Source organism: Rathayibacter agropyri (assembly GCF_013249015.1).
In the GTDB taxonomy this organism is placed as follows: Bacteria; Actinomycetota; Actinomycetes; order Actinomycetales; family Microbacteriaceae; genus Rathayibacter; species Rathayibacter agropyri.
This window is the reverse complement of sequence record NZ_JABRPL010000001.1, coordinates 1066094-1082420: the sequence shown is the minus strand read 5'-3', so window position 1 is coordinate 1082420 and position 16327 is coordinate 1066094. Positions and strand designations below refer to the sequence as shown.

Genomic DNA, 16327 nt, shown 5'->3' with positions numbered 1-16327 from the left:
TGGCTGACCGACGTGCACGAGGATGGAGCGGTGCAGCCTGTCAACCACGTCGACCGAGCCCCCATCGCGCTCCTGCGCGATGACCTGACCCGCGCCCGCTACCGCGTCGACGCGGTGCGAGAGTTGTGGGGAGACGAGGCGGCTCAGGCCCTGCACCGCGGCAACCGCATCCCCGCGCGTCGGGCGTTGGAGCGCACCGGGGACCGCGACGCGCTGGCGACCCTTGCGCGCCTGTTCCTCCTGGCCGACTCCGTTCCGGCCCACGAGGCGGAGGAGGCGTTCGGCGCTCTCGCTCTGGAGGGCGCGGTGGAGCTAGGCCTCGTGCGCGTCGAGGCCGGCGCGGTAGTCACCGCCGCGCTCGATCTGCGGCCGTACGACGTCGTTGACCAGCGCGGTGCGGCCTCATGGTGGATCGTCTCCGATCTCGGCGAGCTCGCCCTCGGCCGAGCCCTCGACGAGGACCACGTGCTCGGCGTCGGCGGCGCGAGTCTCACCCTCACGGGGCTGATGATCCAGCGCCCGGTCGGCCGGGTCCTCGACCTCGGGACGGGCTGCGGGATCCAGGCGCTGCACGCGTCCCGCCACGCGGAGCACGTCGTAGCCACCGACATTTCCGAGCGCGCGCTCGCCCTCGCCGCCTTCACTGCGGCGCTGAACGGGATCGAGAACATCGAGTTTCGTCTCGGCAGTCTCTACGAACCGGTCGCGGGGGAGCGGTTCGACCAGATTGTCACGAACCCGCCCTTCGTGATCACTCCGCGCGTCGACGGCGTCCCTTCCTACGAGTACCGCGATGGCGGGCTGGAGGGCGACGACATCGTTCGCCGCGTGATCCTCGGCGCGGCTGAGCACTTGAGGCCCGGCGGGGTCGCGCAGCTACTCGGCAATTGGGAGTACCGCGAGGGCGCGGATGCATTCGATCGGATTGCGGGCTGGCTCGCCGACGTCCGCAGTCCTCTCGAGCAGGCACTCGAGCCCCAGCCGTCAGGTCTGGACGCCTGGATGGGCGGCACGGCTTCTCCCCTCGACGTCTGGATCGTGGAGCGCGAGCACCAGGATCCGGCGGTCTACGCCGAGACGTGGATTCGGGACGGCGGCACGACCCGCGGACCCGCCTTCGACGCGCTGGTCGAGGCCTGGCTCAGCGACTTCGAGCGGCGCGGCGTGACGGGCGTGGGCTTCGGCTTCGTGACCCTCCGCCTACCCGAGCAGCCGAGGCCGCCGCTCCGGCGCCTTGAGCGCGTCACTACGGCGGTCGAGACGGCCGGGCTCGGCGGGCACTTGGCGTCCTGCCTTGAGGCGGCGGAGGCGCTCTCGGCCCTGGACGACCGCGCCTTGGCGTCTCTGGCGCTCGTGCTGGCGGGCGATGTCACCGAGGAGCGGCACTACTGGCCGGGCAACGACGATCCGACGGTGCTGCGGCTGCGCCAGGGCGGAGGTTTCGCGCGCGTCGAGGAGGTCGACACGGCGCTCGCCGCGGTGGTTGGCGCCTGCGACGGAGAGCTTTCGGTGGCCGCGATCGTTGCGGCGGTCGCGTCGCTCCTCCAGGTCGAGGAGGAGGCGGTGGCCGGCTCGGTCCTCCCGCGTGTGCGCGCGCTGGTCGCGACGGGCCTGCTGCACCTGCCCTGAGCGGTAGATGCCGCCGAGACACCCCTCCGTCCGCCGTGTCTCGGCAGAGAGCGCGGCGTTTCGAGGACACGCTCCGGCTAGAAGAGTGTTGTGGAGTCCTCCACGACTCGAGCGAGGGGGGAGGTGGGCGCCGTCGCGGTCGGCCAACCGGGGCCCGCGGCGACCGGCTGCCGGCGCTGGTAGGCGGTCGCGGCATTGCGAGCGCGCACGTCGGCGGCTTCGTTCATCCGGTGGTTCGCGTGCCCCTTCACCCACTCGAAGGTGACGGCCCGGCCCTGCAACTCCTCATCAAGCGCCTGAATGATCTCGACGTTCATCACCGGCTTGCCGTCGGCCTTGCGCCAGCCCTTCCGCTTCCAGCCCGGTAGCCATTCCGTGCAAGCCTTGATGGCGTACTGGCTATCGCAGAGAATGTGCAGCGGCTCCTCCTCCTGCTTGGTCGCCCGCAGCAGTTCGAGTACGGCGGTGAGCTCACCGATGTTGTTCGTGCCATGCGCCCAGCCACCGGCCGCCCAGCGCTCGTCGTCCACGTACCAGGCCCAGCCGGCGGGGCCTGGGTTGCCCAGTGCGGACCCGTCTGCGGCGGCAATGATGCTCACGTGTGGTTCTCCCTGGTGTTCTCGATGCTCGGTGTTTGATACTGGCACCCATTCGGCGCCTTCTCGAGGGTAGTCGGCGCCCGACCCGCGAGGGATGCGACGGCGCGCGCCCGCTGGTCGAGCTGGACGGAGGGACACGTGCGTTCCTGATCATTCAGTCCGCGCGAGAGAATCCGTCCGCCTCCCGTGAGAACTCCCTCACGCTACTTTCGCACCGAAGACACCAGATTTTTGTAGCGTGACCGTGCGATCAGAGGTGCTTGGTTATATGAAGGAGTTAAGTGTTCCGTTTGAGGTTCTTCGCACACATCGCGTCGATCGCCATGATAGGTGGTCCTTTTGCTCAACCGGCGCTGCCCAGGGTTTTTCTAGAGCCCACATACTTGCAGCCGACGATTTGAAGGAGATGACAATGAAGTGCACATCAGTTCTCTTCGGGTCAGCAGCAATTTTGGCCGCAGGCGCATGTGTCTTCGCCGCGCCGGCATATGCGGAGAGTTCCTCCGCCTCAGGGCTGACCGAGGTGTCTCGGATTTCGAAGACCAGCGCCGAATGCGTCGCTAAAGTCACTGCGGCTCAAGAGAGTGGAACAACTGACCGAATCGTTGAAGAATGCACGAGCAGTGCCGTCTTGTCAGTATCAGCACCACAGCCGGTGACGACGGCGGATGCGGAAGCAGAAAACTCTTCTCTCAGCCCTCAAGGTTTCAGCACCCTGATGGATGCGGTGGCCGACGGCGGTGTGCAGAAGAGTGAATACAGTCAGCAAATGAACAACATCACCGACGCTGAGACGCAACGTGGAACATTTTATTACGACGGCAATAAGGTGTGGGTAACCGATGACTACAACGGTTTCAAGGGCACGCACATATGTGCAGTGAATTGGAATGTCGGCTACTCGGTCGATATTGTAGACTGCGGCGATAGCGGCAGTCAAACGCAACGTGATGTGAATGCGACATGGGCATTTGGGATCGGAATCAAGGGGTCACCCGTTGGGTGGAATGAGACGTACACTATCCATGTCGGAAACGACGGACATATCTGGCAGTAGGCGTAGAGGCCAATTCGGGTCATACGATCCGCGGCTTGGAAATCCGCGCTGGCCAGGATTTCGCGGCGACCCGGTAGGGCTCTGAATAAGCCTCGTAGTGCCACTCCAGGAAGGTGTATTGATCACGGTTGCTAATACTTCATATTTCCATATAATATTCCTCGGTCTTTCGGTTATCGTTGTGGCGTGGTCCATTTGGACCCTCGCAATAACGGCCCGAGAAAAACGAGTCTCTTTATATTATAAGGTGGTTTGGGGAGTCGTCCTTCTGTTATTCCCAGGAATTGGTTTAATCATTTGGCTCGGTGTGCGGTGGTGGACTCGTAGCAAGCGAACGGCGTCAGGTCCCCGTGCCAAGATAGGGCGATTTCGGTGAGAGTCCGAGCGGGCGCTCGCCCTCGCCTCCTTCACTGCGGCGCTGAACGGGATCGAGAACATCGAGTTTCGTCTCGGCAGTCTCTACGAACCGGTCGCGGGGGAGCGGTTCGACCAGATTGTCACGAACCCGCCCTTCGTGATCACTCCGCGCGTCGACGGCGTCCCCTCCTAGAGGTGCGAAGCGGGGTCATGCACGACGGCGTTCTGACCGCCGCCGACCCTGCCGACATTGCCGCGGCGACTGTCGGACTTCCCGACCAGTCGTCCCGAGAGGGCGGAGATGTCAGGCCGCAGTTGATCGATTGGAACCAGTGGTTCGGCTGTTTCAGTCTCAATCATGAGGACGATGTCTTCGCGCAGGACGTGCACTGGTGGGATGGCGCCTCACAAGATGTGAGACTGAAATGCGGGACTGGAGGGGCGAAGACCGGATGGGGTTACAAGCACATCCACGGCGAGCATGAGCGGAACTCGCAGGATAAGTTCGACGCGGCGCGAGCGGCGGGCTGGGATCCTCAGAACGATAAGATGGAGTCCTGGAATGACCTGATGGCCTTCTCCGCGGGGCAGGCCATCCGTTTTCCCGAGTTCAGGTGTGGGAACACGGTCAATAATTCTCGTTGTGGAGTAACAATAATCATCTTTTGCGGAGTGAATGCCAGAGAGCGCGTGTATTCTTTCCGGGTGAGGGCTGCCTGGGCGAGTGATAGCGATCGCTTGATCACCAGTTTCCCCCAGGGCAAGGAGGTCTGCTAAGTGAATGAAAACTTCCGGGAAGTGCGATTTTTTCCCGACCTCACTGCTTCGTGGTGTCTCTGGACGTCAAGGGTCGAGAACATCACGCCTACGGCAACCGAGCTCGGCGCGAGCCAAGAAATCGAGGACAGGATCACAGCATGGTATGAGGTGTGGGAGAGCCAGCGCCCGTGGGACGGCGGCTTCGACTCACCGGACGTTGAACGCGCGTGGGACGAAGAAGGGGACCGGATCGTCCTCGAGTTGCGGCGCGAACTCGACGGGACGGGAATCCGTATCGTCCCCCGATTCGGCGGGCGACTGCGCTAACGAACGACTATGGGTCTCGTTCGCGTGGACCGCACGCTCGGACTCCCGTCGGTTCTCGAAACGGGCCAACGCTGCGAGCATTGTCGGGCTGCGGGCACTTCTTCTTCGACTAAGCAGTTAATTCTCGCCAACCGATGGCGATGATCTGCTGGCTTGGGGTCTCCGGCCGGCGTCTACAGCTACTGAAAATAAGCTCAATGTTATTGACTACGTCTCGATCGAGTTGGTTGACTGAGTTCAACAGTCATATTACGAGGAGTGATACGAGGAGTGAGCTGACATGAACGATCGGCGGGACCAGACGCGGCCGACGAGAAAGTTTACGCCATGGGCGGATTTGGCTGTTTCATTCGTAGGGGCTTTGGCTGGGGCTGGTCTCTCGGCTGCGGTCGGTGCACGCGACCCTTGGAATCTCGTGATCACCGCCGTGACCGCTGCGGTTGTTCTCCTGGTCGGCTGGGCGGTAGTAAACCTCCGCCGTCAGCGCTCCTCGAAATGATGAGAAAAGGAAATCGAGACCGCTTGATCACTAGTTTCCCCCAGGCCAAGGAGGTGTGCTAGATGGACGATGATTTTCGGGATGTGCGATTCTTTCCCGACGTTGGCGCTTCGTGGTGTCTCTGGGCGTCGGGGGTGGAGAACTTCACACCCACAGCGACCGAACTCGGCGCGAGCCAGGCGCTCGAGGACAGGATCACGGCGTGGTACGACGTGTGGGACAGCCAGCGTCCGTGGGACGGAGGCTTCGATTCGCCCGAGGTCCAACGCGCGTGGCGCGATGAAGGGGACCGGATCGTCCTCGAGTTGCGGCGCGAACTCGCCGGGACGGGAATCCGTATCATCCCCCGGTTCGGCGGGCGACTGCGCTGACGATCGGGACGCGTGACCCGTTCGGGCCTCCCCGTGTTCGGCGCAACCCGGTGGCCGCCGCCGTAACACGCTGACAGGCTGGAGCCATGACCAGCATCCCCACCCTCACTCTCAACGACGGCACGAGCATCCCGCAACTCGGCTTCGGCGTCTTCAAGGTCGACCCGCAGGAGACGGAGCGCATCGTCGCCGAGGCGCTCGAGCTCGGGTACCGGCACATCGACACCGCCGCCATCTACGGCAACGAGGAGGGTGTCGGCCGGGCACTCGCCTCCGCAGGCATCCCTCGCGACGAGCTCTACGTGACGACCAAGCTGTGGAATGACGACCAGGGCCGCCAGAGCGCCCCCGCCGCGCTCGATCGGAGCCTCGAAAAGCTCGGCCTCGACGCCGTGGACCTCTATCTCATCCACTGGCCCGTGCCCCGGCAGGACCGCTACGTCGAGAGCTGGGAGGCGATGCAGGAGTTGCAGGCGACCGGCCGTACTCGCTCCATCGGCGTGTCCAACTTCCTCGTCCCGCATCTCGAACGACTTCTCGAGGCGGCCGAGGTCATCCCGGCGGTCAATCAGATCGAGTTGCACCCTTACCACCAGCAGCCAGCGGTCACCGCCTTCGGCACCCAGCACGGTATCGCCACCGAGGCCTGGGGGCCGCTCGGGCAGAACAAGTACCCGCTCCTCGAGCTGCCCGTCCTCACGGGCGCGGCTGAAGCGCACGGAGTGACCCCGGCTCAGATCGTTCTGCGCTGGCACCTCGACCGCGGCCACATCGTGTTCCCCAAATCCGCGACCAGAGCACGCATCGCCTCGAACATCGACGTCTTCGGCTTCGAGCTGACCGACGACGAGCGCGACGCGATCACCTCCCTGGAGCGCGCGGGTCGTGTGGGCGGCGACCCTAACGAGGTCTAGGAGGCGCGCTCGCTCCCGCGCACAAGCACCGATGACTGGGGCCGGCGCGTGCGCCACGACCCCGTCGACAGTGTCGTCGAGGTAGCCACGACGTCCTCGATTGTCGGCGGCACTGCGAAGGAGCGGCCGACCTCCTTCAGCGCGCGACCGCGGCCCGCGCGAGCACGTCGACCGCATAGCCGTAGCCCGCGATCCCGGCGCCGACGATGACGGCAAGCGCAATGTCCGAAAGGTAGGAGTGCTGTCGGAAGGGCTCGCGCCGATGCACATTGCTCACGTGCACCTCGACCATCGACAGCTCGGTGGCGAGGACCGCATCCCGGATGGCAACCGAGGTGTGGGTGTACGCGCCTGCATTGAGGACGATACCCGTGACCGCACCGCGTGCCGCGTGCAGCCGGTCCACGAGTGCGCCCTCCGAGTTGCTCTGGAAGGTCTCGATCTCGAAGCCGTGGCGCCGCGCGGTCTCGGCGGCGAGCGCCTGGGCATCGGCAAGGGTCTCGGAACCGTAGAGCCCGGGCTCACGGGTGCCGAGCAGATTGAGGTTCGGGCCGTTGACGACGAGGATCGGGAGTTTCACGCTCCGACCCTAGCGCCGGCGGTTCTGACGACCGAGATCCTGGACCCGCGAGCAGGCTGCGAGAAGGGGGATGGTCCGCCCGCGGGCCACAGGGATGCCCGGCCGGAGCCCGCTCACGCAGCCAACGGCAGCTTCTCGGCCAGCAACCGCAGGCGCAGCGCCCGCAGCTCGTCGGTCAGTGCCTGCGGGAGGCGGTCGCCGAAGCGAGCGAAGAACTGCTCGGTCAGCGTGCACTCTTCGAGCCATGCCTCGACCGGGACCGAGAACAGCTCCTCCTTCTGCTCGACGGTCAGCTGCAGTCCGTGGGTGTTGATCGCGAGCGGGAGATCGCCGAGCGGGCTCCGTCGTGCCTGGGCCAGCCCCTCGAGGCGACGGACCAGCCACTGCAGCACCCTCGCGTTCTCGCCAAAGCCCGGCCAGAGGAAGTCGCCGTTCGCGTCCTTCCGGAACCAGTTCACCTGGAACACCGCCGGAGCGCGCTCGCCGAACTCTGCTCCGAGTGCAAGCCAGTGCGCGAAGTAGTCGGCCATGTTGTAGCCGCAGAAGGGGAGCATCGCGAAGGGGTCGCGACGCAGCTCGCCGACGGTCCCCTCTGCGGCGGCTGTCTTCTCGGAGGCGATGGTCGCCCCGAGGAACACGCCGTGCTGCCACGACGTGGCCTGGGTCACCAGCGGCACGTTGCTCGCGCGTCGGCCGCCGAAGACGATCGCGTCCAGCGGCACGCCCTCCTGGGCGTCCCAGGCGGAGGAGAGTGAGGGGCACTGTTCCGCGGGTGCGGTGAAGCGGGAGTTGGGGTGCGCGGCGGGAGTGCCTGACGCGGGTGTCCACGGCTGCCCCCGCCAGTCGGTGAGGCGCTGGGGCGCCTCATCGGTCAGCCCTTCCCACCAGACGTCGCCGTCCTCGCGAAGCGCCACGTTGGTGAAGATCGTGTTACCCCAGAGCGTCTGAACAGCGTTCGGATTCGAGTTCTCTCCGGTGCCGGGGGCGACGCCGAAGAAGCCGGTCTCGGGGTTCATCGCCCAGAGCCGCCCGTCCTCGCCGCGGCGCATCCAGGTGATGTCGTCACCTAGCGTCTCGACCTGCCAGCCGGGGAGGGCGGGCTGCATCATCGCGAGGTTGGTCTTGCCGCACGCGCTCGGGAACGCGGCCGCCACGTGGTAGCGCCGCCCCTCCGGCGAGACGATGCGAATGAGAAGCATGTGCTCGGCCAGCCACCCCTCTTCGCGCCCCATCGCCGAGGCGATCCGCAGCGCGAAGCACTTCTTGGGCAGCAGCGCATTCCCGCCGTAGCCAGAGCCGAACGAGACGATCTCGCGCGTCTCGGGGAACTGCGTGATGTACTTCACGGTGTTGCAGGGCCACGCCACGTCCTCGCGGGTGGCGCCGTCGGCGTCGCGGAGGGGGAGGCCCACCGTGTGCACGCCGCGGACGAACGCGGTGTCCTCGGTGAAGGCGGCGAGCGGCTCGGAGCCGACGCGAGCCATGATCCGCAGATTCAGCACCGCGTACGGCGAGTCGGTGACTTGCACGCCGAGCTGCGAGAGCGGGCCGCCGACCGGGCCCATCGAGAACGGGACGACGTACATCGTCCGCCCGCGCATCGCTCCGTCGAGGAGCGGCGCCAGCTCGGCCCTCATCGCGGACGGGTCCCGCCAGTTGTTCGTGGGGCCGGCGTCGGCCTCATCAGCGGTGCAGATGAACGTGCGGTCCTCAACGCGGGCGACGTCGTCGGGGTCGGTGCGGGCGAGGAACGAGCCGGGCCGCCACTCCGGATTCAGCGGGAGGAGCGTGCCGGAGGCGACCAGGCGCTCGGTCAGGCGGTACCACTCGGCGGGGGAGCCGTCGCTCCACTCGATCGCGTCGGGCTTCAGAACGGCGGCGGTCTCGCGCACCCAGCGGCGCAGGGCGAGTGGCGCGGAGGGCACCACGGGGGCGGGAACCGTGGTCGGCGCCGTCATCGTGCTCGGCTCAAGTCGGACGGTGTTGCTGAAGATGCTCATGCTGGCTCCGCTTTCGGTGGTCGTCGTCGACGGGGTGGGGAGTCCCCGGCCGGGGCGGGAGGGGCGTTCGATGGTGTCTGAAGTCAGGATGGAGGAGGATCAGGAGGTATTCCCGGCGCTGGAGCCGTCAAGAACCGGTTTTTTTGCGCACCCGTCACAACCGACCGCTGGAGTCTGCCATGACCGATTCCTCACCCCCCGCAGGCTCCGACGCCGTGCTGCTCGGGCAGCGGCTGCGGCACTTCCGCACCCGCCGCGGACTCACACTCGGCCAGCTGGCCGAGCGCGTCGGCGTCTCGGGAAGTCAGCTCTCGCTCATCGAGACGGGCCGGCGCGAGCCGCGACTCTCCCTCCTGCAACGCCTCGCCGCGGCGCTCGGGGTGGAGCTGGCCGCCCTGCTCTCGGATGAGCCGCCGAGCGAGCGGGCCGCGCTCGAGATTGAACTCGCCCGCGTGCAGAAGGGGTCGCTTTATCGCTCGCTCGGCCTGCCCGAGTTCAAGGTCAACAAGGGCCTGACCACGCCGGTGCTGGAGGCGTTCCTCGGCGTCTACCGCGAACTTGCCCGCCGCCGCAGTGAGGCGAGCGCTACTCCGGAGGAGGCGCGCCGGGCGAACACGGCCCAGCGCCGTGAGCTGCGCGAGCGCAACTCCTACCTCCCCGAGATCGAGGAGGTTGCCGGTGAGATGCTGCGCACCGTCGGACACCGCGGGGGAGCGCTGACGCACAGCTCCGTCTCGAAGATGGCCAGGCACCTCGGCTTCGAGATCATTCACGTCGGCGACCTGCCGCACTCCGCGCGCTCGGTCATTGATCTCGCCAACGGGCGGATCTACCTCCCGCCCGCCTCGATCCCCGGCGGGCACGGCCTGCGCGCGCTCGCGCTACAGGCCATGGCGCACCGCCTCCTCGGTCACGAACGCCCCGTCACCTACGCCGACTTCCTCCGCCAGCGCCTCGAGATCAATTACTTCGCTGCCGCCTGCTTGATGCCGCTGGAGCCGGCCGTGGCGTTTCTTGAGGAGGCGAAGCGCGACCGGGACATCTCGGTCGAGGACTTTCGCGACGGCTTCGGCGTCACCCACGAGGCCGCGGCACTGCGCTTCACCAATCTGCTGACCTCGCACCTCGACATCCGGATGCATTTCCTGCGGGTCCTTGGTGACGGCTCGATTCAGAAGGCCTACGAAAATGACGGGCTTCCACTGCCGACCGACGTGACCGGGGCGGTCGAGGGCCAGGTCGTCTGCCGCTACTGGTCGGCGCGCTCAGCGTTCAGCCGCACCAACCGCACGACGGAGTACTACCAGTACGTCGACACGCCTGCCGGCACCTTCTGGTCGGCATCGCAGACCGGCACGACTGCGACGGATGAGTTCTCGATCACGGTGGGCGTTCCCTTCGCTGAGGCGCGCTTCTTCCGCGGCAGGGACACCGACCGCCGCGAGCTCTCGCGCTGCCCCGATGAGTCCTGTTGCCGCCGCGCCCCCACCGAACTTGCCGCTCGCTGGGACGGCAACGCCTGGCCCAGCGCCCGCCTGCACGCTCACGTCTTCGCGCCGCTCCCCTCCGGCACCTTCCCGGGCATCGACGACGCTGAGGTCTACGAGTTCCTCGACTCCCACGCCCGCGAGTCCTGACCCCCAGCTCTCTCCCTTCTCCCTCCCCGCGAGATGCCTCTTGGGTACGCCCCGTCGACGTGTCGCGTACTCACGAGGTATCTCGCGGGGAGGAAGGGGGCGGGGAGCGGGGGCGTCAGTCGGAGATGAGGGCGCGGGCCGTGCCCTCATCGAGGATGAGGTCCGTGATGAGGCCGGCGGCGAGGGCGCCGCGGAGGCCGGGCAGCTTCGAAGCGCCCGAGACGACGCAGATCCGGCGCGACGCTCGCCCCACGGTGGAGAGGTCGGGTCCGCTTGCACGTTCGTTCATCGGGATGTCGTCCCAACTGCCGTCGGAACGATAGAACACCGTCGCGACGTCACCGACGACTCCGGAGGCGCTCAACGAGGTGAAGTCGGTCGGCTCAAGGTAGCCACCGATGTAGACCTTCGAGGGCACCGCCGCGAAGGGCGACCCGAGCCCGAACAGTGCCACGTCCATCCGCTGTTGCAGTTCGAGCACCCGCCGAGTGGACCGCTCGCGCCACACCGCCTGCTTCGTTGTCGGGTCGTCGAAGAACGCTGGCACGGGAAACTGCTGCACCTTCGCCGCGTAGGCGTCGCCGAAACGGCGGAGGATCTCACTGGAGTAGTTGATGCCCGTGGTCTCGGTGTTTCCCGCCCCGTTGAGCTGCACGATCTGAGTGTTGTGCGTCTCCTTGGCGATCAGGTGACGGCTGATCGCGCTCATCGTCGACCCCCAGGCGATGCCGACGATCATGTTGGAGTCGATGAACTGCCCGAGGATCCGGGCCGCCGAGAGCGCCACGCGCTCCAGTCGGTCGATCTCGCTGGTGTGGTCGGGTACCGGAACGATGTGCGCCGTGATGTCGAAATGGGCGCGCACCTCGGCCGAGAGCGCGCTCGCGCGGTCGAGCGGTGAGCGGATCTGGATGTCGACGAGCCCGGTCGCACGAGCGTGCGAGAGCAGGCGCGAGACGGAGGAGCGAGACGTGTGTAGCTCGTGTGCGATGGCGTCCATCGTCAGGTCCTGCATGTAGTACAGCTGCGCCGCACGCAGCGCGTCCCGCGTCTTGTCCGGGTGAGTCGCGTGAGTCGTCTCGTCGAGTTCGACGACCGGTCGGACTGGGGTCATTGCGGCTCCTTGCACGGATTTTCACCCGACTTGACCGGATGTGTTGTCGGGTCAAGGATGACTGTATTCCTCCGCGAAATCAATCGTCCATCCGGGCGGTGGATGATGAGCGCAGGCCTCGACGACACCCCTACGACACGAAGGCGAGTACGAAGTGGCACAGTCCGACGGAACTCCCGGAAACTCCGCTCTCCGCGAGAGCGTCGCTGCTCTCCGCGACACCCCCCGCGCAACCGTCCTGGTCATCGGCGGTGGCATCAACGGCATCGGGACGTTCCGTGAACTCGCGCTCAACGGTGTTGACGTAGCTCTCGTCGAGCGCGGTGACTACGTCTCCGGCGCCTCCAGCGCCTCGAGCCACATGATCCACGGCGGCATCCGCTACCTCGAAAACGGTGAGTTCCGACTCGTCAATGAGGGCGTGCATGAGCGCAACGGCCTGCTGAAGATCGCTCCGCATTACGTGAAGCCGTTGCAGACCACCATCCCGATCTACTCGACCTTCTCGGGTATCCTCGCGGCCCCGCTGCGCTTCCTCACCCACAAGTCGGGCAAGCCGCAGGAGCGCGGTGCGCTGCTGATCAAGGTCGGCCTCACGCTCTACGACTTCTTCTCTCGCGACGGCGGCACCGTCCCGCGTCACCAGTTCCACGGCCGCAAGCGCTCGCTCGCCGAGCTGCCCAAGCTCGACCCGAAGATCAAGTACACCGCCACCTACTTCGACGCCTCCGTGCATGAGCCGGAGCGCCTGGCGCTCGACGTGCTGCACGACGCGCTCGTCGGCGGCAAGAAGGCGCGTGCGGCCAATTACGTCGAGGCCGTCGGCGCTGACGAGAAGGGCGTGGTCCTTCGCGACCGTGAGAGCGGCGAGGAATTCACCTTCGCGGCGGACATCATCGTCAACGTCTCCGGCCCCTGGACTGACTTCACCAACACCGCGCTCGGCACGAAGACGACGTTCATGGGCGGTACCAAGGGCTCGCACATCGTGCTCGACAACCCGGAGCTGGTCGAGGCGTGCGAGGGCCGCGAGATGTTCTTCGAGCACAGTGACGGCCGGATCGTCCTCATTTATCCGCTGAAGGGTCGCGTGATGGTCGGCACGACCGACATCGACGCCGACCCCACCAAGCCGGCAGTGTGCACGGAGGAGGAGATCGACTACTTCTTCGAGCTCGTGAACCATGTCTTCCCGGCGATCACCGTGGACCGTTCGCAGATCGTCTTCAAGTTCTCCGGTATCCGCCCGCTGCCCCGTCACGATGATGAGGCCCCCGGCTTCGTCTCCCGCGACTACCGCATCGAGCCCTCGACGCTGCCCGGCAAGGGTGCCACTGTCCTGAGCCTGGTCGGCGGCAAATGGACGACCTTCCGTGCCCTCTCCGAGCACCTGTCGAACGAGGTCTTCACCCGGATCGGCGTGACCCGCCGCGTCTCCACCGTGAAGACCCCCATTGGAGGCGGCAAGGGCTTCCCGCGAACCGACGCGTCGCGCGCGCAGTGGATCAGCCAGCACCGCTCCGGACTGTCCTCTGCCCGCACAGGCCAGCTGCTTGAGCGTTACGGCACCCGTGCGCAGGAGGTCATCGAGGCGCTGGCTGACGGCCACGACGAGGCGCTCGACTTCGATAAGGACTTCACCACCGGTGAGATCCGCTACCTGGCGCAGCACGAGAGCGTCGTGCACCTGATCGACCTGGTCATGCGCCGCACGAATCACGCCTTCACCGGCGGACTGAGCCGCGAACTCCTCGAGGAACTTGCGGAGCACACCGGTGCTGTGCTCGGCTGGGACGACGCGACGCGGACGAGTGAGGTCGACTTGACTATCGCGCACCTTAAGGAGTACAACGGCGTCGACGTCGGGGGCACCTCGGTGCAGGCGCCGACCGCCGTTCCGGCCTCCTGACCGGCGAGTGACGCGAGCCCCGGATGGAGAATCAACCTCATCCGGGGTTGTCGTCGCGACAACGCACAAACGTGCACGCGCCGTTCCTTGTCGCTACGTCAGGGCGCCGATAACTTCACACACGTCGGGCATTGAAGCCCGCAGCGGATGTCTCTGCGCATCCGTCACACGAAAAGGAAAAGGTCAACGTGGACAATCTCGGAGTGGTGTTCCTTGCCGAAGTGGTGGGGACGGCGATGCTCGTGCTCCTCGGCTGCGGTGTCGTCGCCAACGTCGCACTCGTCAAGAGCAAGGGTCTGAACGGCGGGACCCTGATGGTCAACATCGGCTGGGGCTTTGCGGTCTTCGCCGGCGTGATCGTCTCGTACAATTCGGGCGCTCATTTGAACCCTGCCGTCACGCTCGGTCTCGCCGCGAGCGGAGCGACGGAGTTCGGCTCGGGTGTTCCCGTCAACGTCGCCTCTATCCTTGTTTACATCCTGGCTCAGATGATCGGCGCGATCCTCGGTGCAGTCTTCTGCTGGCTGGCCTACAAGCAGCACTTCGACGAGGAGCCTGACGCTGCCAACAAGCTCGGCGTCTTCTCGACCGGCCCGGCAATCCGTTCCTACGGTTGGAACTTCGTCACCGAGGTCATCGGCACTTTCGTCCTCGTCTTCGTCGTTATCGGCTTCGGCGGCGGACGCCAAGGCGACGGCGGACTCGCCGCGCTGGGCGCTCTCCCCGTCGCGATTCTGGTGATCGCGATTGGCGCCTCCCTCGGCGGCCCGACCGGCTACGCCATCAACCCCGCCCGTGACCTCGGGCCCCGCATCGCGCACGCGCTGCTGCCGATCAAGGGCAAGGGCTCGAGCGACTGGAGCTACGCCTGGGTCCCCGTCGTCGGCCCGATCGTCGGCGGCGTGCTGGCGGGTCTCGCCTCACTGGCGCTGCTGCCCGTCCTCTAAGCCGCCGCCGGCCACTTCACCCCGTTACGAAGGAGTAATCATTCATGGCTGACTACGTCATCGCTATCGATCAGGGGACCACGTCGTCCCGCGCGATTATCTTCGATAAGAAGGGATCCATCGTCTCCACCGGTCAGAAGGAGCACGAGCAAATCTTCCCGCGCGCGGGTTGGGTCGAGCACGATCCGATCGAGATTTGGAACAACGTCCGCGAGGTGATCGGCCAGGCCCTCTCCCGCGCCGACCTGACCCGCCACGACATCGCCTCCGTCGGCATCACCAACCAGCGTGAGACGGCTGTGGTCTGGGACAAGACGACGGGGCAGCCGGTCTACAACGCGATCGTCTGGCAGGACACCCGCACGCAGTCAATCGTCGACCGCCTCGCCGGCGACGTGGGCCCCGACCGCTTCAAGTCGATCGTCGGTCTCCCGCTCGCGACCTATTTCTCGGGTACCAAAATCGTCTGGATTCTCGAAAACGTCGAGGGTGCGCGCGAGAAGGCGGAGGCGGGCGACCTGCTCTTTGGCACCACTGACACCTGGGTGCTCTGGAACCTCACCGGTGGTATCGACGGCGGCGTTCACAAGACGGACGTGACCAACGCCTCCCGCACTCTCTTCCTCGACCTCGAGACCCTCGAGTGGCGCGACGACATCCTCGAGGCGTTCGGTGTGCCGAAGTCGATGCTCCCCGAGGTCTGTTCCTCATCGGAGGTCTACGGCGAGGTCGAGTCCTCGTCGCTGCTGCGCGAGGTACCGATCGCGGGCATTCTGGGCGACCAGCAGGCCGCGACGTTCGGCCAGGCGGCGTTCGATCCGGGTGAGGCTAAGAACACCTACGGCACCGGTAACTTCCTGATCTTCAACACCGGTACCGAGATTGTCCACTCACAGAACGGGCTACTCACCACCATCGGCTACAAGCTGGGCGACGGCGAAGTGCACTACGCGCTGGAGGGCTCGATCGCGGTCTCTGGTTCGCTGATCCAGTGGCTCCGCGACAACCTGGGCCTCATCGGCTCGGCCCCCGAAGTCGAAGAGCTGGCCGCCACGGTCGAGGACAACGGAGGCGCGTACTTCGTCCCCGCGTTCTCCGGCCTTTTCGCGCCGTACTGGCGCTCGGACGCGCGCGGAGCGCTGGTCGGGCTTACCCGCTATGTCAACAAGGGCCACATCGCCCGTGCTGCGCTCGAGGCGACGGCGTTCCAGACCCGCGAAGTGCTGGACGCGGTGAATGCCGACTCTGGTGTTCCGCTACAGGAGCTCAAGGTCGACGGCGGAATGATCGCCAACAACCTGCTGATGCAGTTCCAGGCCGACATTCTCGGCGTCCCGGTCGTTCGCCCGGTCGTCGCCGAGACCACGGCGCTCGGAGCGGCCTACGCGGCCGGCCTCGCGGTCGGCTTCTGGGCGAACCTGGACGACCTGCGCCAGAACTGGCAGGAGGATTCGCGCTGGACGCCGCAGATGGACCAGGACGAGGCAGCACGCCAGTACCGCCTCTGGAAGAAGGCCGTCACGAAGACCTTCGACTGGGTCGACGAGGACGTGCAGTAGCCCAGCCCCGTCGCGACTGTCCAAAAGTTGTCGCACTCGGCGCCGAGTGCGACAACTTTTGGACAGTCA

At 66.0% G+C, this 16327-nt stretch carries 14 protein-coding genes and 1 pseudogene; 11 read left to right on the top strand and 4 right to left on the bottom strand.

Features of this window, described 5'->3' with window-relative positions:
• Positions 1 to 30: 30 nt before the first annotated feature.
• Positions 31 to 1629, top strand: coding sequence for a DUF7059 domain-containing protein (locus HRF29_RS04960; protein ID WP_173245414.1), 1599 nt, complete (start codon positions 31 to 33; stop codon positions 1627 to 1629).
• Between the two features lie 77 nt (positions 1630 to 1706).
• Here HRF29_RS04960 and HRF29_RS04955 read toward each other — a convergent pair whose 3' ends face one another.
• Positions 1707 to 2228, bottom strand: a complete 522-nt coding sequence (locus HRF29_RS04955) for a ribonuclease HI (protein WP_173245411.1) — start codon at positions 2226 to 2228, stop codon at positions 1707 to 1709.
• Positions 2229 to 2640: 412 nt separating this feature from the next.
• Here HRF29_RS04955 and HRF29_RS04950 point away from each other — a divergent pair, with 412 nt between their 5' ends.
• The 6 genes and pseudogenes from HRF29_RS04950 (at position 2641) to HRF29_RS04920 (ending at position 6512) form a co-directional block, all read left to right on the top strand.
• Positions 2641 to 3285, top strand: coding sequence for a hypothetical protein (locus HRF29_RS04950; RefSeq protein ID WP_173245408.1), 645 nt, complete (start codon positions 2641 to 2643; stop codon positions 3283 to 3285).
• A 379-nt stretch (positions 3286 to 3664) separates the two neighbouring features.
• Positions 3665 to 3832 (top strand): annotated as a pseudogene (locus HRF29_RS04940) (methyltransferase); the annotation flags it as partial.
• Positions 3833 to 3852: 20 nt separating this feature from the next.
• A complete protein-coding gene (locus HRF29_RS04935; RefSeq protein ID WP_173245402.1) occupies positions 3853 to 4419 on the top strand; it encodes a hypothetical protein in 567 nt (188 codons plus the stop codon).
• Positions 4420 to 4728, top strand: coding sequence for a hypothetical protein (locus HRF29_RS04930; protein ID WP_173245399.1), 309 nt, complete (start codon positions 4420 to 4422; stop codon positions 4726 to 4728). It begins immediately after the preceding gene.
• Positions 4729 to 5289: 561 nt separating this feature from the next.
• Positions 5290 to 5598, top strand: a complete 309-nt coding sequence (locus tag HRF29_RS04925; RefSeq protein ID WP_173245396.1) for a hypothetical protein — start codon at positions 5290 to 5292, stop codon at positions 5596 to 5598.
• A gap of 86 nt (positions 5599 to 5684) precedes the next feature.
• The gene (locus tag HRF29_RS04920) at positions 5685 to 6512 is read left to right on the top strand and encodes an aldo/keto reductase (protein WP_173245393.1); all 828 of its coding nucleotides are present in this window, start codon (positions 5685 to 5687) and stop codon (positions 6510 to 6512) included.
• A 136-nt stretch (positions 6513 to 6648) separates the two neighbouring features.
• On the opposite strand, the gene aroQ is transcribed toward HRF29_RS04920, so the two are convergent.
• Together aroQ and HRF29_RS04910 are read right to left on the bottom strand one after the other, a co-directional pair.
• Positions 6649 to 7092, bottom strand: coding sequence for a type II 3-dehydroquinate dehydratase (aroQ, locus tag HRF29_RS04915; RefSeq protein ID WP_173245390.1), 444 nt, complete (start codon positions 7090 to 7092; stop codon positions 6649 to 6651).
• 113 nt (positions 7093 to 7205) lie between these two features.
• Entirely contained in the window at positions 7206 to 9092 is a 1887-nt protein-coding gene (locus HRF29_RS04910; protein ID WP_425503097.1) for a phosphoenolpyruvate carboxykinase (GTP), read from the bottom strand.
• Between the two features lie 179 nt (positions 9093 to 9271).
• On the opposite strand from HRF29_RS04910, the gene HRF29_RS04905 reads away from it, so the two are divergent.
• A complete protein-coding gene (locus HRF29_RS04905; RefSeq protein ID WP_173245387.1) occupies positions 9272 to 10729 on the top strand; it encodes a helix-turn-helix domain-containing protein in 1458 nt (485 codons plus the stop codon).
• A gap of 115 nt (positions 10730 to 10844) precedes the next feature.
• Here HRF29_RS04905 and HRF29_RS04900 read toward each other — a convergent pair whose 3' ends face one another.
• Entirely contained in the window at positions 10845 to 11843 is a 999-nt protein-coding gene (locus HRF29_RS04900; RefSeq protein WP_173245384.1) for a sugar-binding transcriptional regulator, read from the bottom strand.
• Between the two features lie 154 nt (positions 11844 to 11997).
• Here HRF29_RS04900 and HRF29_RS04895 point away from each other — a divergent pair, with 154 nt between their 5' ends.
• The 3 genes from HRF29_RS04895 (at position 11998) to glpK (ending at position 16258) form a co-directional block, all read left to right on the top strand.
• On the top strand, positions 11998 to 13752 hold the full coding sequence (locus tag HRF29_RS04895) for an FAD-dependent oxidoreductase (RefSeq protein WP_173245381.1): 1755 nt from the start codon (positions 11998 to 12000) through the stop codon (positions 13750 to 13752).
• A 236-nt stretch (positions 13753 to 13988) separates the two neighbouring features.
• Positions 13989 to 14699, top strand: coding sequence for an MIP/aquaporin family protein (locus tag HRF29_RS04890; protein ID WP_187698274.1), 711 nt, complete (start codon positions 13989 to 13991; stop codon positions 14697 to 14699).
• A 44-nt stretch (positions 14700 to 14743) separates the two neighbouring features.
• Complete coding sequence (gene glpK / locus HRF29_RS04885; RefSeq protein WP_173245373.1) at positions 14744 to 16258, top strand: glycerol kinase GlpK; 1515 nt, start codon at positions 14744 to 14746, stop codon at positions 16256 to 16258.
• Positions 16259 to 16327 lie beyond the last annotated feature (69 nt).